Source organism: Streptomyces sp. NPDC111802 (genome assembly GCF_055634335.1).
In genome coordinates this window covers 97,546-117,923 of the sequence record NZ_JBVKCZ010000017.1, presented here as the reverse complement: position 1 = coordinate 117,923, position 20,378 = coordinate 97,546, and the positions used below count along the sequence as shown (strand labels likewise).

At 71.4% G+C, this 20,378-nt stretch carries 22 protein-coding genes; 13 read left to right on the top strand and 9 right to left on the bottom strand.

Annotated elements, in window-relative coordinates; all coding sequences use genetic code 11:
- The first annotated feature begins 67 nt into the window (after positions 1-67).
- The 3 genes from ACZ7NC_RS20600 (at position 68) to ACZ7NC_RS20590 (ending at position 2,608) form a co-directional block, all read left to right on the top strand.
- On the top strand, positions 68-430 hold the full coding sequence (locus tag ACZ7NC_RS20600; RefSeq protein WP_471490136.1) for an ArsR/SmtB family transcription factor: 363 nt from the start codon (positions 68-70) through the stop codon (positions 428-430).
- Positions 423-1,061, top strand: a complete 639-nt coding sequence (locus ACZ7NC_RS20595) for an SRPBCC family protein (RefSeq protein ID WP_471490135.1) — start codon at positions 423-425, stop codon at positions 1,059-1,061. The genes ACZ7NC_RS20600 and ACZ7NC_RS20595 overlap by 8 nt, the downstream gene beginning before the upstream one ends.
- Before the next feature lie 206 nt (positions 1,062-1,267).
- The gene (locus ACZ7NC_RS20590) at positions 1,268-2,608 is read left to right on the top strand and encodes a glycoside hydrolase family 10 protein (RefSeq protein WP_471490133.1); all 1,341 of its coding nucleotides are present in this window, start codon (positions 1,268-1,270) and stop codon (positions 2,606-2,608) included.
- A 60-nt stretch (positions 2,609-2,668) separates the two neighbouring features.
- Here the strand turns inward: ACZ7NC_RS20590 and ACZ7NC_RS20585 are convergent, their stop codons facing one another.
- Entirely contained in the window at positions 2,669-3,367 is a 699-nt protein-coding gene (locus ACZ7NC_RS20585; RefSeq protein ID WP_471490132.1) for a lipoprotein, read from the bottom strand.
- A 98-nt stretch (positions 3,368-3,465) separates the two neighbouring features.
- Between ACZ7NC_RS20585 and ACZ7NC_RS20580 the strand changes: the two genes are divergently transcribed.
- A complete protein-coding gene (locus tag ACZ7NC_RS20580) occupies positions 3,466-4,257 on the top strand; it encodes a maleylpyruvate isomerase family mycothiol-dependent enzyme (RefSeq protein WP_471490130.1) in 792 nt (263 codons plus the stop codon).
- Positions 4,258-4,392: 135 nt separating this feature from the next.
- Entirely contained in the window at positions 4,393-5,031 is a 639-nt protein-coding gene (locus ACZ7NC_RS20575) for a class I SAM-dependent methyltransferase (RefSeq protein ID WP_471490129.1), read from the top strand.
- Between the two features lie 85 nt (positions 5,032-5,116).
- Here the strand turns inward: ACZ7NC_RS20575 and ACZ7NC_RS20570 are convergent, their stop codons facing one another.
- Both ACZ7NC_RS20570 and ACZ7NC_RS20565 read right to left on the bottom strand, forming a co-directional pair.
- Positions 5,117-5,932, bottom strand: coding sequence for a DUF2182 domain-containing protein (locus tag ACZ7NC_RS20570; RefSeq protein WP_471490127.1), 816 nt, complete (start codon positions 5,930-5,932; stop codon positions 5,117-5,119).
- Positions 5,933-6,010: 78 nt separating this feature from the next.
- Positions 6,011-6,745, bottom strand: a complete 735-nt coding sequence (locus ACZ7NC_RS20565) for a DUF899 domain-containing protein (RefSeq protein ID WP_471490125.1) — start codon at positions 6,743-6,745, stop codon at positions 6,011-6,013.
- 212 nt (positions 6,746-6,957) lie between these two features.
- On the opposite strand from ACZ7NC_RS20565, the gene ACZ7NC_RS20560 reads away from it, so the two are divergent.
- The 3 genes from ACZ7NC_RS20560 to ACZ7NC_RS20550 all read left to right on the top strand — a co-directional run bounded on the left by ACZ7NC_RS20560 (position 6,958) and on the right by ACZ7NC_RS20550 (position 8,598).
- Positions 6,958-7,755 (top strand): metalloregulator ArsR/SmtB family transcription factor, encoded by a 798-nt coding sequence (locus tag ACZ7NC_RS20560; RefSeq protein ID WP_471490124.1) that lies wholly within the window; start codon positions 6,958-6,960, stop codon positions 7,753-7,755.
- The gene (locus ACZ7NC_RS20555; protein ID WP_471490122.1) at positions 7,752-8,171 is read left to right on the top strand and encodes a VOC family protein; all 420 of its coding nucleotides are present in this window, start codon (positions 7,752-7,754) and stop codon (positions 8,169-8,171) included. The genes ACZ7NC_RS20560 and ACZ7NC_RS20555 overlap by 4 nt, the downstream gene beginning before the upstream one ends.
- Positions 8,172-8,475: 304 nt before the next feature.
- Positions 8,476-8,598, top strand: a complete 123-nt coding sequence (locus ACZ7NC_RS20550) for a hypothetical protein (protein ID WP_471490121.1) — start codon at positions 8,476-8,478, stop codon at positions 8,596-8,598.
- Positions 8,599-9,051: 453 nt separating this feature from the next.
- Here ACZ7NC_RS20550 and ACZ7NC_RS20545 read toward each other — a convergent pair whose 3' ends face one another.
- Entirely contained in the window at positions 9,052-10,662 is a 1,611-nt protein-coding gene (locus ACZ7NC_RS20545; RefSeq protein WP_471490119.1) for a glycerol-3-phosphate dehydrogenase/oxidase, read from the bottom strand.
- Complete coding sequence (locus ACZ7NC_RS20540; protein WP_471490118.1) at positions 10,659-11,258, bottom strand: TetR/AcrR family transcriptional regulator; 600 nt, start codon at positions 11,256-11,258, stop codon at positions 10,659-10,661. The genes ACZ7NC_RS20545 and ACZ7NC_RS20540 overlap by 4 nt, the downstream gene beginning before the upstream one ends.
- Positions 11,259-11,331: 73 nt before the next feature.
- Here ACZ7NC_RS20540 and ACZ7NC_RS20535 point away from each other — a divergent pair, with 73 nt between their 5' ends.
- A complete protein-coding gene (locus ACZ7NC_RS20535) occupies positions 11,332-12,921 on the top strand; it encodes an FAD-binding oxidoreductase (RefSeq protein ID WP_471490116.1) in 1,590 nt (529 codons plus the stop codon).
- Positions 12,922-13,007: 86 nt separating this feature from the next.
- A complete protein-coding gene (locus ACZ7NC_RS20530) occupies positions 13,008-13,889 on the top strand; it encodes a YegS/Rv2252/BmrU family lipid kinase (protein ID WP_471490115.1) in 882 nt (293 codons plus the stop codon).
- A gap of 45 nt (positions 13,890-13,934) precedes the next feature.
- Here the strand turns inward: ACZ7NC_RS20530 and ACZ7NC_RS20525 are convergent, their stop codons facing one another.
- On the bottom strand, positions 13,935-14,300 hold the full coding sequence (locus ACZ7NC_RS20525; RefSeq protein ID WP_471490113.1) for a helix-turn-helix transcriptional regulator: 366 nt from the start codon (positions 14,298-14,300) through the stop codon (positions 13,935-13,937).
- Positions 14,301-14,429: 129 nt separating this feature from the next.
- Here ACZ7NC_RS20525 and ACZ7NC_RS20520 point away from each other — a divergent pair, with 129 nt between their 5' ends.
- The 3 genes from ACZ7NC_RS20520 (at position 14,430) to ACZ7NC_RS20510 (ending at position 17,892) form a co-directional block, all read left to right on the top strand.
- Positions 14,430-15,155, top strand: coding sequence for an anti-sigma factor antagonist (locus ACZ7NC_RS20520; RefSeq protein WP_471490111.1), 726 nt, complete (start codon positions 14,430-14,432; stop codon positions 15,153-15,155).
- 28 nt (positions 15,156-15,183) lie between these two features.
- The gene (locus ACZ7NC_RS20515; protein ID WP_471490109.1) at positions 15,184-15,636 is read left to right on the top strand and encodes a flavodoxin family protein; all 453 of its coding nucleotides are present in this window, start codon (positions 15,184-15,186) and stop codon (positions 15,634-15,636) included.
- A 243-nt stretch (positions 15,637-15,879) separates the two neighbouring features.
- Positions 15,880-17,892 carry a DUF1996 domain-containing protein gene (locus ACZ7NC_RS20510; RefSeq protein ID WP_471490224.1) on the top strand — a complete coding sequence of 671 codons (2,013 nt, stop codon included), beginning with the start codon at positions 15,880-15,882 and terminating at the stop codon, positions 17,890-17,892.
- 116 nt (positions 17,893-18,008) lie between these two features.
- Here ACZ7NC_RS20510 and ACZ7NC_RS20505 read toward each other — a convergent pair whose 3' ends face one another.
- From ACZ7NC_RS20505 to ACZ7NC_RS20495, 3 genes are all read right to left on the bottom strand, one after another.
- Entirely contained in the window at positions 18,009-18,758 is a 750-nt protein-coding gene (locus ACZ7NC_RS20505; RefSeq protein WP_471490107.1) for an SDR family NAD(P)-dependent oxidoreductase, read from the bottom strand.
- Between the two features lie 112 nt (positions 18,759-18,870).
- Positions 18,871-19,632, bottom strand: coding sequence for a YqjF family protein (locus ACZ7NC_RS20500; RefSeq protein WP_471490105.1), 762 nt, complete (start codon positions 19,630-19,632; stop codon positions 18,871-18,873).
- A 49-nt stretch (positions 19,633-19,681) separates the two neighbouring features.
- The gene (locus ACZ7NC_RS20495; protein WP_471490103.1) at positions 19,682-20,332 is read right to left on the bottom strand and encodes a TetR/AcrR family transcriptional regulator; all 651 of its coding nucleotides are present in this window, start codon (positions 20,330-20,332) and stop codon (positions 19,682-19,684) included.
- Between the last annotated feature and the right edge of the window lie 46 nt (positions 20,333-20,378).

Below are 20,378 nucleotides of genomic sequence, written 5' to 3'. Positions count from 1 at the left end.
CGTTCGGGCCCCGGCCCGTCCCCGCGCCTTATTTAAGGCTTGCCTTATATAAGCAGGGGCTGGCATAGTGGGAGCCGTGCACGCCTTCGATGTGCTGGGTGATCCGGTGCGACGCCGGATATTGGAGCTGCTCGCCTCGGGAGAGCAGGCATCGGGCGACATCAGTGCCGTGATCCAGGAGGAGTTCGGGATCTCCCAACCCGCCGTCTCGCAGCATCTGCGGGTGCTGCGCGAGAGCGGCTTCGCGTCCGTGCGGGCGGAGGGCACACGACGGCTGTACGCCGTGGACGCCGCGCCGCTGCGGGAGGTGGACGCATGGCTGGAGAGGTTCCGCGGTTTCTGGGAGCAGCGTCTGGACGCCCTCGGAACGGAACTCGCGCGGGGCAAGCGCGAACGCAGACTGAGAGAGGAAGTGAACGAGGATGAGTGAGATCGTCGACGAGCTGAACCGTCTGCACAGGCAGGTCGGTGTACGTCAGGTCCAGGCCGGCGAGGCCCGTACGGTGCTGATGCGGCGCACCTACGACGCCGAGGTCGCCGACGTGTGGGACGCGGTGACCTCGCCCGAGCGCATCAGCCGCTGGTTCCTGCCCGTGAGCGGGGAGTTCAAGCTGGGCGGGCGGTACCAGCTGGAGGGCAACGCCGGCGGGGAGATCCTCGAGTGCGAGGAGCCGGCACGGCTGCGCGTCAGCTGGCTGTACGGGCCGGATCCGGGATTCAGCGAGGTGGAGGTGCGGCTGACGCCGGACGGCGAGGAGCGCACGGTGCTGGAGCTGGAGCATGTGGCCGTGGTGCCGCCCGAGTTCTGGGACCAGTTCGGGCCGGGAGCCGTGGGTGTCGGCTGGGACGGGGCACTGCTCGGCCTCGGCATGCACCTCGCCGGCGGCGGGATGAGCAGGCAGGAGGCCGAGGCCTGGCAGCTCTCGGACGAGGGGAAGGCGTACGCGACGCGCTCGGGCCAACTGTGGGGCGAGGCCTACGCCGCCTCGGGCGCCGACGAGGAGGTCGTGGCGGCCACGACGGCGGCGACCATCGCGTTCTACACCGGGGCCGAGTCATAGGTCGCGGCACGGAACAGTCGTAGAGGGGGTCGAAACATTCGACCCCCTCAAGCGCGTCATGGGCCCTTCTTGAGCCAACTCAAGCTGGTGAGTGTGTGATTGATTGACGAGTGGGACGAGTGCTTCTAGGTTCTGCCGCGAAATTCGGAAATGCGTCCGAAAGTTTCGAAGTTCTGGATCACCGGATCACTCGAAGAAGGGACGACATGAGCACACGCACCCGCAACGCACTGGCCCTCGCCATGGCCGGTCTGCTCGCCACGGCCGGCGTCACCGCCCTCGCGGGCACCGCCGATGCAGCGAGCACCCTCGGCGCGGCCGCCGCCGAGAAGGGCCGCTACTTCGGCGCCGCGGTCGCGGCCAACCACCTGGGCGAAGCCGCGTACGTCTCGACGCTCAACACCGAGTTCAACTCGGTGACACCGGAGAACGAGATGAAGTGGGACGCCACCGAGCGCACCCGCGGCACCTTCACCTTCGGCTCCGCCGACCAGATCGTGAACCACGCCCAGAGCCGGGGCATGAAGGTCCGCGGACACACCCTGGTCTGGCACTCCCAGCTACCGAGCTGGGTCGCGGGACTTGGCACCGCCGACCTCAGGTCGGCGATGAACAACCACATCACCCAGGTCATGCAGCACTACAAGGGCAAGATCCACTCCTGGGACGTCGTCAACGAGGCCTTCCAGGACGGCAACAGCGGCGCGCGGCGCAGCTCGCCCTTCCAGGACAAGCTCGGCAACGGCTTCATCGAGGAGGCGTTCCGCACCGCCCGCGCCGCGGACCCGGCCGCCAAGCTCTGCTACAACGACTACAACACCGACGGCGTCAACGCGAAGAGCAATGCCGTCTACAACCTGGTCAGGGACTTCAAGTCCCGTGGCGTGCCGATCGACTGCGTCGGCTTCCAGTCCCACTTCAATAGCGCCTCGCCGGTCCCCTCCGACTACCAGGCCAACCTCCAGCGCTTCGCCGACCTCGGCGTCGACGTGCAGATCACCGAGCTTGACATCGAGGGCTCGGGCACCGCACAGGCCAACAGCTACAGCAGCGTGGTGCGGGCCTGCCTGGCCGTCTCGCGCTGCACCGGGATCACGGTCTGGGGTGTCACCGACAAGTACTCCTGGCGCGCGAGCGGAACGCCGCTGCTGTTCGACGGCAACTACAACAAGAAGCCCGCGTACAACGCGGTGCTGACCGCGCTCGGCGGCTCCTCCTCCGGCGGTGGCGGCACACCGGGCGCGGCCTGCACGGCGACCTACAGCAGGGCCGAGGAGTGGAGCGACCGCTTCAACGGCAAGGTCACCATCACTGCGGGCAGTTCGGCGATCAGCAACTGGACCGTGAACGTCACGGTGACGTCTCCGCAGAAGGTCTCCGCGACCTGGAACGGCACGCCCAGCTGGGACAGCAGCGGCAACGTCATGACGATGAGGCCGAACGGCAACGGCAGCCTGGCCGCCGGAGCGTCCACCAGCTTCGGCTTCACGGTCATGAAGAACGGCAACAGCGCGGACCCGGCGATCGGTTCCTGCACGACGTCCTGACCGGCTCCGGCCGGCCCGCCCGGCGCGGCGTCCCTGCCGCCGCGCCGGGCACACCCCCGCTCAGGTGACTTGCAGTGTCCGCTTGGCGAGTTCGAACGCCGGGAGCATCGCCCGGTGCTCGTCGGTGTCCATCCCGCCGAGGTGGATGACGACCGGCCCTCGCTTCGTGGAGACGGCCAGCGCGCTCTCCTCCTTCGTCTCCTCCAGGAGCTCGCTCGTGACGAGGTACTTCACCTCGACACCCTTGACGCCCCCCGCCTCGAAGGTGCCGTACTTCGCCTTGCTCGCGCCGCTCTCCGCCTTGACGAAGGCCTCCAGTACGGCGCGAGCGTCGTCGTCAGCCGGTTCGCCCGTCCAGACGCGGAGGAAGCCGATGTTCCCGGCCGGCTTGGCGTCGACCTCGCAGGCGGCCGTGACCGGGCCCTGGTGCAGGAGCGCGTCGGCCACCTCCTGGGCCAACTCGCTCTCGGGCTCGGCGGAATCGTCACCGCCGCCGCCCGCCCCGCTGTCGACGGCCTCAGCCTTCCAGTCCTCGGCGATGTCGAAGGTGACGGGTAGCTCGCACGCCGAGCCGGCCGCGCCGATACTGCCCCCGCTCTTCACCGCCGTACCGCCGGCACTCGCCGCGTCGGCCGACGCCGAGGCACTCGGCGACGTCTTCGCATCGTCCTCCGCCGCACCCGAACAGCCCGTCAGCAGCCAGGCCAGCAAAGCCGCCTGGGCCAGCCGCCGCCGTACCTTTCCCGCCCCCACCAGCATCGCGATTTCCCCTCCCGATCTTGCTCAACCGGCTCACAGTATCCGAGAGCACCGACAGGGCCGCAGGGCCGATCCTGGCCCTGCGGCATCATGAGGCGATGACCTCGCTGAGCTTCGAGCGCCACTGCGACGAGATCGTCTCCCAGACCGAACGGCTGGCGGGACATGTGCGCGGCGCGGACATGACCGCCCCGGTGCTCTCCTGCCCCGGCTGGAACCTCGGCCAGTTGCTGCGGCACATCGGCGCAGACCACCGCTGGGCCGAGGAGATCGTCCGCATCCGCGCCGACGGCCCGATCCCCGACGACGGGGTCAACGACGTCACCGCCTACACCCACGAGGACGCGTCCGTCCTCACCCCGTGGCTCACCGAAGGCGCGGCACGGCTCAGCGCCACCCTCCGCGCCGCCGGGCCCGACGCCCTGGCCTGGAACCCTTCCGACGAGCGGCCGGCGCCCGTGGCGTTCTGGGCCCGGCGCATGACGCACGAGACCGTCGTGCACCGGGCCGACGCGGCCCTGGCGGCCGGAGCCGGGTTCGGGCTCGACGCCGACCTCGCCGCGGACGCGGTGGAGGAATGGCTGGAGTACTCCACGTTCCCCGAGGCGTTCGAGCCCCGGCCGGACCTGCCCGACCTGCTCGGCCCCGACCGGTGGCTTCACTTCGACACGACCGATGCCGGTGAGTGGCTTGTGGACCTCACCGGCGAGCGGCCCGTCTGGCGCCCCGGCTCCGACGCCGCCACCGCGACCGCACGCGGCCCGGTGACCGACCTGCTCCTGTACTTCTACAAACGGCCCGCACCCGCCGTCGAGACGAAGGGCGACACGGCCCTGCTCGACCTCTGGCGCACCCGCTCGGGCTTCTGGCTGGAGGCGCCGGACGCGTGAACCGCTCGGGGGCTTTTGCTGAACCGGCAAGAGTCTTTGTCGTCCTGCGGAGCATCGCGCAGGCTTCCTCAAGGGGGCCCGGGCCTTCGCCCGAGCTCAGCCCCCGCTACCGATCCTGCGCATCCGGGAGGCCCCGTGACCGAGACTCATCCCCTCAAGGCCGCCGAGTTCTGGGAGGCCCGCTACCGCGACGGCGGCCGCCTGTGGAGTGGCCGCCCCAACTCGCTGCTCGTCCGTGAAGCCGGCGACCTCGCGCCGGGCCGCGCGCTCGACCTCGGTTGCGGCGAGGGAGCCGACGCGGTGTGGCTCGCCTCGCGCGGCTGGCGGGTCACCGGCGCCGACATCTCGCACACGGCCCTGGAGCGCGCCGCCTCGCACGCCGCCGAGGCCGGTGTGAGCGACCGTACGGTCTGGGAACGCCATGTGCTCGGAGAGTCGTTCCCCGAGGGCTCCTTCGACCTGGTGAACGCGCAGTTCCTGCAGTCGCCGATCGAACTGGACCAGCAGTGGATCCTGCGTCGGGCCGCCGATGCCGTCGCGGCGGGCGGCACGCTGCTGATCGTCATGCACGCGGGCTGGCCGTCCTGGCAGACCGAGCCTCCCTTCGACGCGGAGTTCCCGACGTTGCACGGCCTGCTCGACGAACTCGCGCTGCCCGAGGCCCACTGGACCGTGGAGACGCTGGAGACGGTGCGCAGTGCGCACGTCTCGCCCGAGGGCGTGGAGGGCTTCCGGTACGACCATGTGTGGCGTGTTCGACGGGGTGTCGCCTGACGCCTCCCCTGACATCCGACGGTCCGCGACGCGGGCGCCCGGTTCTCCGGCCGGGCGCCTGAGCCAAGTCCCGGAGCGCATGCCCTCACATCCCGTCCATCGACGGACCGGGCATCCGCAGACCCGGCAACAGCCACTCCTGGAACGGGGCGAGCACAGCAAGTACGAGAAAGGCGGCGCCGACCGCCCAGCTGAGCCAGGGGCCGCCGCGCCACAGCTTCTCCAGGAAGATCACGGCCGCCAGCCCCGCCATCACCGCCACGTTCATGAGGCCCAGCGGGATCAGGACGATCATCAGGCCCCAGCAGCAGCCGACGCAGTACAGCCCGTGGTGCGCGCCCACCCGCAGATCCCTCGCCCACGGCCGGAAGTGCGCGTACCGCAGCAGCTGGAACATCGGGCTGCGGCAGTGCCGCAGACAGACCCGCTTCAGCGGGCCGAACTGGTGCAGTCCCGCGAGCAGGAACGCGCCCGCCCCGATCCAGCGGCCCACGTCCGGATCACTGTCGACGAGGCGCCCGGTGGCGGCCAGGGCCCCGTACGCGAGCAGCCCGAACCCGGCCCAGGCCAGCAGGTAACCACCGACGAACTCCGCGGTGCGCAAGGTTCGGGCGTGTCCGGCGGCGCTGCGGCGGATCGCCTGTACCCAGGTGAGGGCGACGGGTGCCAGTGACGGCAACATCATCGCCGCCATCATGACCACCCACAGGAGAAGAAAGAGCGGGAGTGCCAGGCCCATGGTGCCCGGCTCCATTCCCATGTCGCGGGCCTGTGCGACCGTGAGTAGCCAGGCCGGCGCGGCGATCAGTACCAGGAGGGTCCAGCCGACGGCCAGATCATGCCTCGGCAGCAGCACTCCCGGCCGGGTGGGCACCGGCGGGGCGATCCGGAGTTGGGACATGGCACGCCTCCCAAGTCGCCCACGATCGCGCCGTGGGGCCGTGCCGCCATCCACTGGAGTGCTGGGGCAGCTTGCTGTTCATGTCCTGCCGTACTCGTCGTGGCGGCGCAGCCAGTGCGTCTCCTCGCCCTCCTCGTGGCGGCCCAACGGCGCCCGGTCGAGGAGCCCGTAGTACGCCATGGCCGGCTCGAGGCCGCGCGCGGTGGTGACGTAAGTCCGGTGGACGGTGCCGTCGGAGAGCGCGTAGGCGCTCAGCCCGGGCCCCTCGGTGACGTACCCGAGCACGTCCGTGCCGGTCGCCTCCGCCATCTGACTCACGGTCGGCGGAATCCCGCCTTCGAGGAACGGCCTCAGCTCCTCCTCGGTGTGCAGGAAGCCGAGGTCGCGGTGGAAGTCGCTGCCCACGGTGGAGACCCAGTCGAAGCTCCAGCCCATTCGCTCCCGGTAGGCAAGAAGCTTGTCGAGCGGCGCCCGCGAGGAGCAGACCAGTGTCACGTCGCGCGCCTTGAGGTGGACCACGCTGGGGTCGAGGGTGTCCGCGATCGAGGAGCAGACCGGGCATCCGGCCTCGTACGGCGGACCGAACATGAAGTGGTAGACGAGCAGCTGCGAGCGCCCGTCGAAGAGATCCGCGAGTGCTCTGGACCCGGCCTCGGTCTCGAAGCGGTAGTCCTTCTCGACCGGCACCCAGGGAAGCTCCCGCCGCTTCCGCGCGAGTTCGTCGCTCCGCCGGGTGAGCTCCTTCTCCTCCACCAGGAGCTCCTGGCGGGCCGCCTCGAATTCCTCCAGCGTCCCGACCTTGTGCTCGGGCATTGCCTTCTCCCTCCTGTCGCGGGAGCGGACCACCGGCGCGTGCGGTCACCTGCAGCGGCCGCCGGCGGTGCCTGCACAGGCGTAGGCGTACGCGTCCGGCCTCATATCCACCGTAGACCTCTGTGGGTATGGGCACGCACACCACGGCCTCGTCGAGGGACGCTGATCAATCGGCGTTGATGCATCAAATTGGTTTGATGTACCTTCGACGTGTGGGACCCCGAGCCTCGGACACGGCCGTCGAGCCACCGGAATTCGTCCGGCTGGCCGCGCATCCGCTGCGCTGGCGGCTGCTGACGGAACTCGCCGAGGGCGACTGTCGGGTCCGAGAGCTGGTGGAGCGGGTCGGGGAGCCGCAGAACCTGGTGTCGTATCACCTGCGATTGCTGCGCGACGGCGGTCTGGTCGCGGCCAGGCGCAGCAGCTTCGATGGCCGGGACAGCTACTACCACCTCGACCTGGAGCGTTGCGCTGAGGCGCTGGCCGCCGCCGGGGCCGCCCTGCACCCCGCGTTGCGCCAGGCCCCCGCATCGCCCCGTCCTCCGGTCGCCCGGGCGCGAGGCCGCCGTGTCGCGGTGCTCTTCGTGTGCACCGGCAACAGCGCCCGTTCGCCGATCGCTGAAGCCCTGCTGCACCACCACGCCGCCGGCCGTGTGACTGCGGCCAGTGCGGGCACCAGCCCCAAGCCGCAGCTGCACCCGCATGCTGTCCGGGTGCTGCGCGAGTCGTTCGGCATCGACCTCTCAGGTCGGCGTACCCGGCACGTGGACGACCTGGCCGGCCGCCGCTTCGACCATGTGATCACCTTGTGCGACAAGGCTCGCGAGGTCTGCCCGGAGTTCGGCTCGCGGCGGGTCCACTGGAGCATGGCCGACCCTGGCGCGACCGATGACACCGGCCAGGCCGGCTATACGGCCTTTGAGCGCGCTGCGGCAGACATAGACACCCGCGTCAGGTACTTGATGCCGGTTCTGAACATCCCCGAGACCGTTGCGAGGTCCGAGTCATGACCGCTCAGGATGAATACGTCAGCGTCCGCTACCTCGTCGATGACGTGCAGGGCGCCGCCGACTTCTACACCACCCACCTCGGGTTCACGCTGCACTCCAGCGCCGCCCCTGCCTTCGCCGACGTGGTCCGTGGCCGGCTGCGGCTGCTGCTGTCGGGCCCGGCGAGCTCGGGCGCCCGGGCCACCCCGAAGGAGGCTGCCGTCGCCGGCGGCAACCGCATCCACCTCACCTTCGACGATCTCGACGCCGAGATCGCTCGGCTGCGCGGCGCCGGTATCTCCTTCCGCAGCGAGGTCGTCTCCGGCCCTGGCGGACGCCAGATCCTGCTGGCCGACCCGGCAGGCAACCTCATCGAGCTGTTCCAGCCCGCCCATCGGCCCGCCGCGCCGCCCGGCCCCGACCAGTCGCCACGCTGACCACTCCCTCCGCCCTCGGCGGCCTGCGATGCGCCTCGGGGCGGGCGCGGTGGCGTGTCGCGAGGCGCATCGGTGTCGTCCGGCATCGGTGTCGTGTAGGCGCGCCGGGCAGGCGTCGGCGAGAAGTCGGTGCATGACCAGCGAGGCGACGGCGGTGCCCCGGACGGCGAGTGGGAGCCGGGGATCCCGGGGGTGGGGCTGGGCGTGATCGCCCGGGAGCGGGCGGGCCGGTTCGGCTGTATCGGCTTCGGCGGCCATCGGCCCACATCGCACTGCCGCGGCAGCTGTGCGTCCAGCACCGAGGATGGATACGGCCGCGGAGTTCGAGGACGGGATCGCGGCGACGAATCTCCTGCCAGGACCGGCCTCCGCTCAGCTGGAGATCTTCACCGCGTGGCGGCTGCGCTCGGCACACCCGGCGCGCTGATCGGCGGGGTGCGTTTCATCGCGCCGGGGCTTGCGCTGATCCTGCCTGCGGTGGCGGCAGTTGCGGTGCAGGCGGCGGGAGTCCTTGTACCGGCCAGCTGGAAGCGAGTCGGCGATCGACGTGCGGCGAGGGCGAGGAGGGGCGGCCACGCACTGGCAGATGACAGGTCCGCGACCGCCAACTCCTCGGCTCACGTGCGCACTTCGGCGCCCGTCGTGCAGCACCGCGACACCTTCGCGGCGGGCCTCCCGCCAAGTGACCCGCGAGGGCCTCACGGCCGAAGCACCCGGCCCCGCACAGACCAGGTGGTGCCGTCTGCCGGGCGCCGCCCCTGACCGGACGCGGCGGCGTGCACTTCCGCCCCCCCGTACAGACCAGGAGGTGCCGCCTGCCGCGCTCTGCCCCCTGACCGGACGCGGCGGCGTGACCACTTCCGGCACCCGTCTCAGCAGGTCACAGGGGGTTCGGCTGGCAGAAGGGCAGGTCGGAAGGGTGCGTCAGAATTACCTCGCGTACGGCCTCCAGCGCCGCCGTCCGGTCGGCCGGGACCAGTCCGATGCGGGTGCGGCGGTCGAGCAGGTCGGACTCGTCGAGGGCGCCTTCGTGGCGTACGGCCCACAGGAGTTCGGCGGCGGTGACGGGGTGGCCCGGCAGCAGGGGTTCGTTGAGCCGGGGGTCGTGCGTGCCGAGCGCATGGACGGTCGCGGCCTCGGTGCCGTAGCGCTGGACGAGGCGGCGCGGCGCCCGGACGGTGCCGAGGGCCTCGGGTGACGCGGCGCCGACGAGGGGGAGGGAGGCGGTGCGTGAGGGGCCGGCAGTGAGGCGGCGGGTGGCGACGGCGGTGTCCACCGCGTCCTCCGCCATCCGGCGATAGGTCGTCAGCTTGCCGCCGACCACCGTGATCACCCCCTCGGACGAGGTGAGGACCGCGTGCCGGCGGGAGATGTCGGCGGTGCGTGGGGCACCCGCACCGCCGGAGCGCTCGGGCGGCGTGGTGTCGAGCAGGGGCCGCAGGCCGGCGAACGCGCCCACCACGTCCTCGCGTCGGACGGGCACGTCCAGCACCGAGCCGAGGACGTCGAGCAGGAAGCCGATGTCCGTCTCGGGTACCTCGGGAACGTCGGGGATTTCGCCCTCGACGGGCTCGTCAGTGAGGCCGACGTAGACCCGGCCGTCGCCCTGGGGCAGGACCAGCACGAAGCGGTTGGTCTCGCCGGGGACCGGGACGTGCAGCCCCGCGGGCAGCGGGCCCAGGTGCTCGGAGCGCAGGACGAGATGGGTGCCGCGCGAGGGGCGGATCCGGATGCCGTCCACCAGGCCGCCCGCCCAGACGCCGGAGGCGTTGATCACGACGCGGGCCCTGATCTCGCCCTCCTCGCCGGTGAGTTCGTCGCGTATCCGGGCGCCGGACGCGGTGAGCTCCAGCGCCCTGACACGGGTCAGGATCCGCGCGCCGTGTGCCGCGGCGGTGCGGGCGATCGCCGTCACCAGAAGGGCGTCGTCGGTCAGCCGACCGTCCCAGGACAGCAGGCCGCCGCGCAGGCCCTGGGTGCGCAGGGCGGGGGCGAGATGCCGGGTCTCCACCACGGACAGACGGCGCGGCGGGGGCAGGGTGGCGCGGGCCGTGCGGGCCGCCAGGCGCAGGGCGTCGCCGGCCCGGAACCCGGCCCGGGCGAGGGCGGACTGGGCACGCGAGACCAGGGGCGTCAGGGGCAGCACGAACGGCTGGGCCCGCACCAGATGCGGTGCCGTACGCTCCATCAGCACCCCGCGCTCCACGGCACTCTCATGCGCCACGTCCAGCTGCCCCGAGGCGAGATAGCGCAGCCCGCCGTGGATGAGCTTGCTGCTGAAGCGCGAGGTGCCGAACGCCAGGTCGTGGGCGTCGACGGCAGCCACCGTCAGACCCCGGGCGGCGGCGTCCAGGGCGGCCCCGGCGCCCGTCGCGCCCAGCCCGACGACCAGGACGTCCACGGCCGGACCCCCGACGGTGTCGGCCAGTTCGCGTGAGCGCCGGGCCGCGGACAGCGACGATCCGGGAACCGGGGGAGTGGCAGGGGTCATGGCGTGAGGGTCCTCTCCAGAATGCTGCGCAGTTCCGCCAGGAAGGCCTCACTGCTCAGGTCGGCGTCGTCCTCGTCGGTCATGGTCCGCAGGGACAGGGTGAAGGACTGCACGATCAGCAGCAGGGCCCGCGCCTGCCGTTCGACATGCCCGCGCCGTACGGATCCGTCGGCGTGGCCCTCCCGCAGCGCCTCGGCGAGCAGGGCGAGGAGGGCCTGCTGGCTCGCGCCGCGGCGGTCCAGGACGTAGGGGAGAAGCAGTTCCGGGTCGACGTCCACGATCTTCCGGAAGAGCGGGTGGGCGCGGAAGGCCGCCACACCGGCCACCAGCCCGTCGACGATCAGGCCGCGCGTCGCCGCCCCGGACCGCCGCTCGGGCATGGCGCCGGTGGCCACCGCGACCCACTCCCGGGTCATCAAGTCCCCCACCAGGGAGCGCACATCGGGCCAGCGGCGGTACAGCGTCATCCGGGAGACACCCGCGCGGCGGGCCACGTCGGTCAGCGTCGTACGGCGGACTCCGACGGCCAGGACACAGTCGCGCACCGCGTCGAGCACAGCGTCGCTGTCCGAGTGGTTGTGACGAATAGGCGTCATGTGTCACAGTGTAACGCCTGCGGGGCCGACGAGAACACGGCATCGCTCGAATCGACCGGTGAGGACGAGATCCATGGACATGCTGTGGAGCGGCTGGGGTGACCCGGCCAAGGCGGCGCCGCTGCCCGAGACCGTGACCGGCCTGCTGCGCGATCTGCTCGGAGTCAAGCCGCTCACCGAAGGGCCGGTCGCCCTGGAGGACATCGCCGTACCCGAGCCGGGACTCGAACCCGCCGTACACCAGGCCCTGTCCGGCGCGGTCGGCGGAGATGCGCACGTCCGCACCGACGCCGAGAGCCGCATCCGGCACACGCGCGGCAAGTCCACCCCCGATCTGCTGCGGATCCGCGCGGGCGAGGTCGACGACATCCCCGCGGCCGTGGTGCTCCCCGCCGACCACGACGAAGTGCTCGCCACACTGCGTGTATGCGCCGAACACGGCCTGGCCGCGGTCCCGTTCGGCGGCGGTACGTCCGTCGTCGGCGGTCTCGCCCCCGCCCGTCGCGGTCCCTTCGTCGCCCTGGACCTGCGCCGCATGAACCGGTTGCTCGCCCTCGACCCCGTCTCCCGCACCGCCACGCTGCAGCCGGGTCTGCGCGCACCCGACGCCGAGGCGCTGCTGGCCGAACAGGGCTTCACCCTCGGCCACTTCCCCCAGTCCTACGAGTGGGCCAGCATCGGCGGGTTCGCCGCCGCCCGCTCCAGCGGCCAGGCGTCCGCCGGCTACGGCCGCTTCGACGAGATGGTCCTGGGCCTGACCCTCGCCACCCCCGAGGGCACCATCGACACGGGACGCGCACCGCGCTCCGCGGCCGGCCCCGACCTGCGGCAACTCGTGCTCGGCTCGGAGGGCGCGTTCGGCGTCATCACGTCCGTCACCGTGCGGATCCGGCCCCTCCCCGCGAGCTGTGTGTACGAGGGGTGGCGCTTCGACTCCTTCGAGGCGGGCGCCGCCGCGCTGCGCCGTCTCGCCCAGGACGGCCCGCGTCCGACGGTGCTGCGCCTGTCCGACGAGACCGAGACCTTGATCGGCCTCGCCCAGCCCGACGCCATCGGCGCCGGGCAGCAGTCCGCGGGATGCATGGCGATCACCGGTTACGAGGGCACGGACGAGGACACCGCGTACCGCAGGGAGCGGGCGGCGGCCGTCCTGCGGGACTGCGGCGGGACCCCGCTGGGCGAGGAGCCGGGGCAGCGCTGGGCGCACGGCCGCTACTCGGCGCCGTATCTGCGGGACTCCCTGCTGGACGCCGGGGCGTTCGTCGAGACACTGGAGACGGCGGCCTTCTGGTCACGCGTGCCCGAGCTCTACGCGTCCGTGCGCGACGCGCTCACCGGCACGCTCACCGAGGCCGGCACCCCGCCCCTGGTCATGTGCCACATCTCCCACGTCTACGAGAACGGTGCCTCGCTGTACTTCACCGTCGTCTCGGCACAGGGCGACGACCCGGTCCCGCACTGGGAGAAGGCCAAGCACGCCGCCAATGAGGCGATCCTCGCGGCCGGCGGCACGATCAGCCACCATCACGGTGTGGGCACCGACCACCGGGACTGGTACGTCCGCGAGGCGGGCCCCCTGGGCATCGAGGCGCTGCGTGCCGTCAAGCGCCGCCTGGACCCGGCCGGGCTGCTCAACCCGGGCGTCCTCCTGCCCCTCGACTGACCCGGCTCACCTGCGACTCCGGCTTCCCGCTCATCCACCACCCGCCCGCCTCCGGCAGCGCCCCCGTCGGCCCGAAAGGCACACCGATGCGACAGTTCACCGCCATCGTCAACCCCACGGCGGGCGGATCCGCCTCAGCGGCCGCACTGCTGGACGTCGCCCGGCCGTTGCGGGAGGCCGGGGCCGACCTGGAGACCCAGTACAGCCGTAGCCTGGACCATGCCCGGGAACTGGCGCGGGACGCCGGAGAGCGGGGCCGGGTGGTGCTGGCCGTCGGCGGCGACGGGATGGCCGGCGGCATCGGCGGCGCCCTCAGCGGCACCGACGTCCTGCTCGGCCTCGTCCCGGCCGGCCGCGGCAACGACTTCGCCCGGGCCCTGAACCTGCCCACCGAACCCGCGGCCCTCGCCGAGGTGCTGCTCCACCATGAGCCGCGCAAGGTCGACACCATCGAGGTCGAGTCGGCCGTACACCAGCGCACCGTGGTCCTCGGCAGCGTCTACGCCGGCGTCGACGCACTGGCCAACCGCCACGCCAACAACGCCACCCTGCTGCGTGGTGCCGCCTCCTACTACGCGGGCGGACTGCGCGCCGTCACCACCTGGCGCGCCGCGCGCTACCGGGTCACCGTCGACGGCCAGGAGCATCTGCACACCGGCTACACGGTCGTGGCCGCCAACTCCGGCTATTACGGCTCCGGTCGGCTTATCGCTCCCGACGCCCGCGTGGACGACGGCCTGCTGGACGTGGTCATGATTCGCGAGGCACCGCGCCGCCTCTTCTTCGCCCTGATGAACGAGCTCAGGACCGGCGCTCACGTCCGCCGCCCCCAGGTCCACATCCTGCGCGGCAAGGAGATCCGCATCGCCGCCGACCGTGAGGTGCCCTACGGCGCCGACGGCGAGGTCGAGGCGACCCTCCCGGTCACGGTCCGAGTCCAGCCTGGCGCGCTGCGCGTCCTGTGCTGAGTCCGCTCCACCGGTCTCGCGCCCCGATCCACGTCCGGCGACCGCTCATCCGCCGTCGACCGGGATCCGCTGGCGCGTCGCGTTGAGCTGATCGGCGACCGTGCTGCGATCGGCCTCGTCCTGGAGGAGCAGCGAGAGCAGGGCGGCCACCGGCAGCCCGGCCTCGGCCGGGTGACGCAGCACCTTGCCGGGTTCGATCCGGTAGGTGTTGGTGCGCCCCTCACGGACATGGGACAGATAGCCGTCCTGCTCAAGGTCGGAAATGATCTTCTGGACGGCTCGTTCGGTGAGGCGGCAGTGCGCCGCGATGTGCCGAATGCGAACGTTCGGATTGTCGGCGATCGTCGCCAGCACGCGGGCGTGATTGGTCAGAAATGTCCACCCGGAGTGCGGCTCAGGGACTGCATCCATGTGCCAAGACTACGACGGGGGGTTCACGTATACAAAAACACGCACTGCATTTCATGTATCTGTTGACGTGTTCGGTGGTTCGGGCTCAGTCTGGTACGGAGACGGGGAGCACTTGAGGGAGAGGCGGTCATGCCGGAGCTCACGTCCTTCACCCAGTCCTCCAGGGGCGACGAGCGTGGGACCAGCTCGGGCTCACCGGTGGTGCAGCCGACGCGCGCGCTGGCAACAGCGCTGCGCTCGGAGGGCGACCGGATCGGCGTGAAGGTGTGCGGAGAACTCGACCTCGACACCAGCGAGCGGTTCCGAAGCGTCCTGCGCGAGGCGCTGAGCCGCTCCGTCCGGGGCGTTGATCTGGATCTTGAGGGCGTCTCGTTCTGCGACTGCGCCGCCCTCAACATCCTGCTCGGCGTGCGTCAACGAGCGCTGAAGGAAGGCAAGACCGTGTCCATGCACACCAGCAGTACGGCAGTCGACCGCCTGCTCGAGCTGACCGGCACGCACGAGCTTTTCGCCGGCCCGGACGGGCAGAGTGTGGCAGTCGAGGACACGCGGGCGTCCGAGGATTTCGACGAGGACCTGCGGATCGAGGTCGCCCAGCTGCGCCGGGCCATGCAGACCCGGCCGTCCATCGACCTGGCCCGGGGTGTCCTCATGGCCTCCTTCAACCTGAGCCCGGAGGACGCCTGGACGGTGTTGGTCACGCTCTCCCAGAACACCAACACCAAACTGCACACCCTCGCCGGGGACCTGGTCACCGCGGTGCAGGGCGAGGCGTTGCCCGAGGAGATGCGCGAGCAACTGTCGACCGCGGTCGCCAAGGTCAACTCCGCGTCCCGAGAGTCGCGGTTGCGTTGATCGGCGGGGCGACGGCAGGGTTCGGGGTGTGCCTACCTTGCTGATCGTCCATCACACGCCCTCGCCCAACTGCCAGGCGATGCTCGAAGCCGTCGTCTCGGGCGCGACCGCGCCCGAGATCGAGAACGTCGAGGTCGTGCGGCGACCGGCGCTGTCGGCCACGGCCTCGGACGTACTGGACGCCGACGGCTACCTCCTGGGCACCCCGGCGAACCTCGGCTACATCGCGGGAGCCCTCAAGCACTTCTTCGACCAGATCTACTACCCCTGCCTGGACGCGACCCGAGGCCGGCCCTTCAGTTACTACGTGCACGGCGGCAGCGACGTCACCGGCGCCGTGCGGGCGCTCGACTCGATCACGACCGGCCTCGACTGGCGCCGCACCGCCCAGCCCGTCACGGTGACGGGCGAGCCCGGCAAGGCCGACATCGAGGCGTGCTGGGAACTGGGGGCGACGCTCGCCGCCGGCCTGATGGAGTGAGGACGGCGCGATGGCCCGCCTGAGCAGCGGCGGGACCTCGATGCTCGGACGAGGTTTACGGAGCTCATAAGATATTTCTGTGAATTCGCGGGGCGGTTGAACACCACGGGGTCGGCTTCCGTATGGGGGCAGGGGATTTTCATGCCCTGACCGACCACGAGGCGTAGGAGTACTTCCTTGGGACGCAGCACGCGAAGACGCCCAACGGGCGCACGGCGCGCGACCTTTGCAGCGGTCGCGCTGATGTTGGGCGGCGGCGGTCTTGTTGGGGCCAACGTCTATGCCTCGGCGACCGAAGACGGCGGAACGGACTCCGCTCAGACGTTGTCCTCCCCGGCCGGCACGATCGACTGTCCGGACGTCGGCGACAAGTTGACGGACGTGCCGGACGATGCCAAGGAGGACGTGGCGAAGGAACTCGCCCTCCTGGACCAGCAGATCGCCGACGCCTACCAGCGGTTGACGGAGGCGGCGCAGGCGATCCAGCAGGACCCCGGCTTCGCCGACAACGCGATCATGAAGCCGCTGAAGGAGAAGCGCGGCGCGACGATCGAGCGGATCGCCATCGCCGTGGACCGCACGGGCGACCGGCCCGAGGGTCTGGACTCCCTGGCCGACTGCACCCTGCGCGCCCCCGAGGCCGACAGCGGTGACCAGGCGAACGGCGCCGACGGCGGGGACGCTGCCCAGGACAACGGCGGCGACGGCCAGGACGGCGCCGACCAGGACGGCCAGCAGCAGGGCAACGGCGGACAGGCCGGCAACGGCCCTGCCGCGGCTGACTACCAGGACATCAAGGCCGTACAGCCGAACGTCCAGCAGCCGGCCCTGTCGTCGGACGCCTCCCGCGGCACCTTCGCCACCAGCTGCGGAGTCAACGAGAACGGCCTGTTCAACTCGGACAACGTCATCGTGGCCCCCGGCGTCTCCAACGGCGCCCACCACTTCCACGACTACATCGGCAACCAGTCCAACGACGCCTTCGCGGGCGACGAGGACCTGGCGAACGCCGAGACGAGCTGTGTCGACCAGGGCGACAAGTCCACGTACTACTGGCCCGTGATCCGGCTCCAGAACGGAGCGCAGGAGAAGGACGCCAACTCCCCCGGCGGCGGCGTCGAGGGCAACGCCGGCGAGATCGTCACCCCCAAGGAAGTGACGCTGAACTTCGTGGGCAGCCCCCGCAGCAAGGTCACCGGGATGCCGCGCCTGCTGCGCATCATCACCGGTGACGCCAAGGCGTTCGTCAACGGCACCGCCAACGCCAACGCCTCCTGGAGCTGCACCGGCTTCGAGGATCGGCAGCTGAAGGACAAGTACCCGCTGTGCCCGCAGGGCAGCGACGTGGTGCGGACCTTCAAGTTCCAGAGCTGCTGGGACGGACAGAACATCGACAGCGCCAACCACCGCACCCACGTGGCGTTCGCCGCCGCGGACGGCAGCTGCGCCAATGGCTTCAAGGCCATTCCGCAGCTGGTGCAGCGGATCGTGTACGACGTCGACGCGCCGAGCCTCCAGGACGGCGGCAAGACGACCCCGCTGTTCGCGGTGGACTCCTTCCCGGAGCAGCTGCACAAGCCGGTCACCGACCACGGCGACTTCATCAACGTCTTCGACGAGGACCTGATGGGCGAGATGGTCGACTGCATCAACGAGGGCCGCAAGTGCGGCGTCGGAGCCGACGAGGGCGGCGACCCGGGCCAGGAGGAGCCGACCGAGGAGCCGACGCAGGCTCCCACCACTCCGCCGGCCGGCGACGACAAGCCGGAGCCGGGCAACGGAGGGGACGAGCAGACGGACCCGCCGACGAACGACGACCCGGCGACCGAGGCCCCCGCGACCGAGGCCCCCGCAACGGAGGACCCGGCGACCGAGGACCCGGCAACCGAGCCCCCCGCGGCCGACGAGCCCGGTGACGAGGCACCCGCCACCGACCCGGCGAACGACGACAAGCCCACCGTGTCGAGCACGGTGGCGCCCAAGTCGTACGGAACCCCGTCGGCCGACGCGGGCAACGACCAGGCGCAGGGTGGCTCCGGCGACGACGAGGCGAACGCGGAAGGCGCCGCGGCGCAGACGCAGCCCGCCGACGTCGGCGACGACACCGAGGACAGTCTGGGGACGAAGCCGCAGGCGGTCGGGGGCGACCTGGCCGAGACGGGTACCACGCTGTGGCCCGCCGCGGCCGGCGCCGTCCTCCTCATGGGCGGTCTCCTGCTGCTGGTGCGCGGCAGACGCAGCGCCCGAGGACGGTGACGACCCAACGGAACGGCGCGTGAGGCGCTGACGTCCCGCAGAGGCCCGGACCGGTCTTCCCGGTCCGGGCCTCGCGCGTTCTCCGGAAAACGCGGCAGGCGGTGTATGGCAGTGCCCTAATCCACGATGGCGCCGCAGGAGATGTTGACGTCCGTCGCGGTCAGCGTGCGGGCCCGGTCGGAGGCGACGAAGGCGGCCACATCGCCCACGTCCGCGAGGGTCGCGCCCCGGCCGAGCTGCGTCGACTCGACCAGGCCGGCGACGATCGCGTCCCGGCCGGGGAACCCCTCGGGAAGGGTCTCCGGTACGCCACCGGACTTCAGTGTGACGACCCGGATGCCGTGCGGGCCCAGCTCGATGGCCCACTGGCGGCGCAGCCCCTCCAGCGCGTCCAGCGCGATCTTGAAACCGCCGAGGCCGGGCAGGGTCTGCGGACCACAGCCGCCGAAGGCGAGGATCACTCCCGCACGGCGGGCGATCATGTGCCGGGCCGCCGCCCGGGTCGTCAGGAACTGCGAGCGCATCGCGGTCACGATGGGCTGGAGGAAGTCCGCCTCCGAGATCTCCATCAGCGGTTTCTGGACATCTCCGTAACCGATGGCGTTGAACGAGACATCGATCCGCCCCGCACGCGCGGCCACCCCGTCGACGAAGGAGTCGACCGCGGCTCCTTCCCGCGCGTCGACCACGGATGTCTCCGCCCTTCCGCCGTCCGCGCGGATGTCCTCGGCGAGCTTGTCCAGCGCTGCCGAGCCGCGCGCCGCGAGGAAGACCCGCGCCCCCTCGCGGGCGAAAGCGCGCGCCGCAGCCCCGCCGATGGGGCCGCTCGCTCCGTACACCACCGCGACCTTGTCCGTCAGCAACATGATGTCGATCTCCGTTCCGATCGGGCTGCCTAATTTCCGGCCGCGCAGCGCGGGCCCAGCCCTCATCCGATACGTCGGCGCCGAGACCCGGGATTCGACACGCCCGCGCGGATCATGGCGTGGGGATGCCCGCGGGCCGCGCCGGACGGCCCAGGCGGACCGGTACGCCGGGGGAGTACAGGACGCTGACGGGCGCGGCGCTCGGGGCGGGCAGTCCGGCCGCCGTGATCAGGTTCTCCTCGCAGGTCAGCAGCTCCGCCCGGTACAGCGGCCACCGAGGGTGGTGGTTGGGAAGGTACGCAAGCGGCGTGGGCCCGCCGAAGAAGGCGTTGTGCATCCCCCAGCGGGCGGTGAGGAAGTGCTCCAACTCGGTGGGCTCCTCGATGCGTTCGCCGGTGCGTACGGTGATGCGGCTCGACGCGCCGCGCGGGCCGGGCCAGCGGCGGGAACTGGTGTAGGTGACGGTGTCACCGTCCGTGCGGACGGTCATCCGGGACCACAGATACGGCAGCCGGAAGCCGACACGCCCCATCACGACCGGGATCAGCCGTGAAGCGTCCATCGACCGGAAGACGACGCCGCGCCGCCCGTGCTCGTCCACCGAGTACAGACGCACATTGGTCTCGGGAAAGGTCCCGAGATACGGCACCCCCGGCAGCCGCAGCCAGCCGACCCGGTGCATCCGGAACGCGACCAGCCCGACGTACGTGACGCCGTCGTGTGTGTCCGGCACCGTCCCCCTCGGCAGCAGCCCGGCCACGACGTCCGGTTCGACGGCCCAGTGGATGAAGGCGAGGTCGAGCCATTCCTGGGTGAGCAGAGGGGTGGATATGCGGCCGGGCGCGTCCGGCGTGACAGGAGTGGGCTGCAGCACGACGACAGGATGGCAGAGCCCGCATCCGTCCTGACGCGGGGCCCCGGCGTCAGCGGTAGCGCCCGGCGATGGCGGCGAGGTACCCGCGCAGCATGAGCCGGGCCTCGTCGAGGAGCCCCGGATCGCCCTCGGGGTCCCGGCGGAAGGCCTCCTGGGCGAGGGCGTCCGCGGCGAGGACGGCGGCGTGGCAGGCGCGGGCGAGTGCCTCGTCGTCGCGGGCGAGGCCCAGGGCTAGCAGGACCCGTCGGACGCCGTCCGCCATACGGCGTTTGTGCTCGCGGTCCGCCGCGCGGGTCTGCTCGGTGAGGCTGCTGCCGAACCACAGGGCCCGGAAGCCGTGCTCGGTGCGGTAGATCGCGGCGTAGGCGTCGATGAGCAGGCCCACGGGGTCGTCCCACCGCTCGGCCGCCGCGGCGCGGACCAGGTCGTCCATGGTGGCCTCGAGCCGGGCGAAGTAGCCGGCCGCGAGGGCGTCGATGACGGCGTCCCGGTCGGGCAGGTACTGGTACAGCGAGCCGACGGAGACCTTGGCCTCCGCCGCGATACGGGTCGTCGTCAGCGCCTGGACGCCCTCGCGGACGAGTACGCGTTCCGCGGCCTGGAGGACCCGGGCCAGGCGAGCCTTGCTGCGTGCCTGCTGCGGAGTGCGGCGCAGGGGGACCTGCCGGGTACCGCCGGGCTCGGGGGTCGGATCGCCCACCGGTGCGCCTCCGAATGTGAACGTGACATTGTTTCAGGTTTAGGCT

Excerpts from the sequence above, each read along its gene's own strand:
- ACZ7NC_RS20595 (WP_471490135.1), top strand. The coding sequence starts at position 423 with ATGAGTGAGATCGTCGACGAGCTGAACCGTCTGCACAGGCAGGTCGGT.
- ACZ7NC_RS20590 (WP_471490133.1), top strand. The coding sequence starts at position 1,268 with ATGAGCACACGCACCCGCAACGCACTGGCCCTCGCCATGGCCGGTCTG.
- ACZ7NC_RS20585 (WP_471490132.1), bottom strand. The coding sequence starts at position 3,367 with ATGCTGGTGGGGGCGGGAAAGGTACGGCGGCGGCTGGCCCAGGCGGCT.
- ACZ7NC_RS20580 (WP_471490130.1), top strand. The coding sequence starts at position 3,466 with ATGACCTCGCTGAGCTTCGAGCGCCACTGCGACGAGATCGTCTCCCAG.
- ACZ7NC_RS20570 (WP_471490127.1), bottom strand. The coding sequence starts at position 5,932 with ATGTCCCAACTCCGGATCGCCCCGCCGGTGCCCACCCGGCCGGGAGTG.
- ACZ7NC_RS20565 (WP_471490125.1), bottom strand. The coding sequence starts at position 6,745 with ATGCCCGAGCACAAGGTCGGGACGCTGGAGGAATTCGAGGCGGCCCGC.
- ACZ7NC_RS20555 (WP_471490122.1), top strand. The coding sequence starts at position 7,752 with ATGACCGCTCAGGATGAATACGTCAGCGTCCGCTACCTCGTCGATGAC.
- ACZ7NC_RS20550 (WP_471490121.1), top strand. The coding sequence starts at position 8,476 with ATGGATACGGCCGCGGAGTTCGAGGACGGGATCGCGGCGACGAATCTC.
- ACZ7NC_RS20545 (WP_471490119.1), bottom strand. The coding sequence starts at position 10,662 with ATGACCCCTGCCACTCCCCCGGTTCCCGGATCGTCGCTGTCCGCGGCC.
- ACZ7NC_RS20540 (WP_471490118.1), bottom strand. The coding sequence starts at position 11,258 with ATGACGCCTATTCGTCACAACCACTCGGACAGCGACGCTGTGCTCGAC.
- ACZ7NC_RS20535 (WP_471490116.1), top strand. The coding sequence starts at position 11,332 with ATGGACATGCTGTGGAGCGGCTGGGGTGACCCGGCCAAGGCGGCGCCG.
- ACZ7NC_RS20530 (WP_471490115.1), top strand. The coding sequence starts at position 13,008 with ATGCGACAGTTCACCGCCATCGTCAACCCCACGGCGGGCGGATCCGCC.
- ACZ7NC_RS20525 (WP_471490113.1), bottom strand. The coding sequence starts at position 14,300 with ATGGATGCAGTCCCTGAGCCGCACTCCGGGTGGACATTTCTGACCAAT.
- ACZ7NC_RS20520 (WP_471490111.1), top strand. The coding sequence starts at position 14,430 with ATGCCGGAGCTCACGTCCTTCACCCAGTCCTCCAGGGGCGACGAGCGT.
- ACZ7NC_RS20510 (WP_471490224.1), top strand. The coding sequence starts at position 15,880 with ATGTTGGGCGGCGGCGGTCTTGTTGGGGCCAACGTCTATGCCTCGGCG.
- ACZ7NC_RS20505 (WP_471490107.1), bottom strand. The coding sequence starts at position 18,758 with ATGTTGCTGACGGACAAGGTCGCGGTGGTGTACGGAGCGAGCGGCCCC.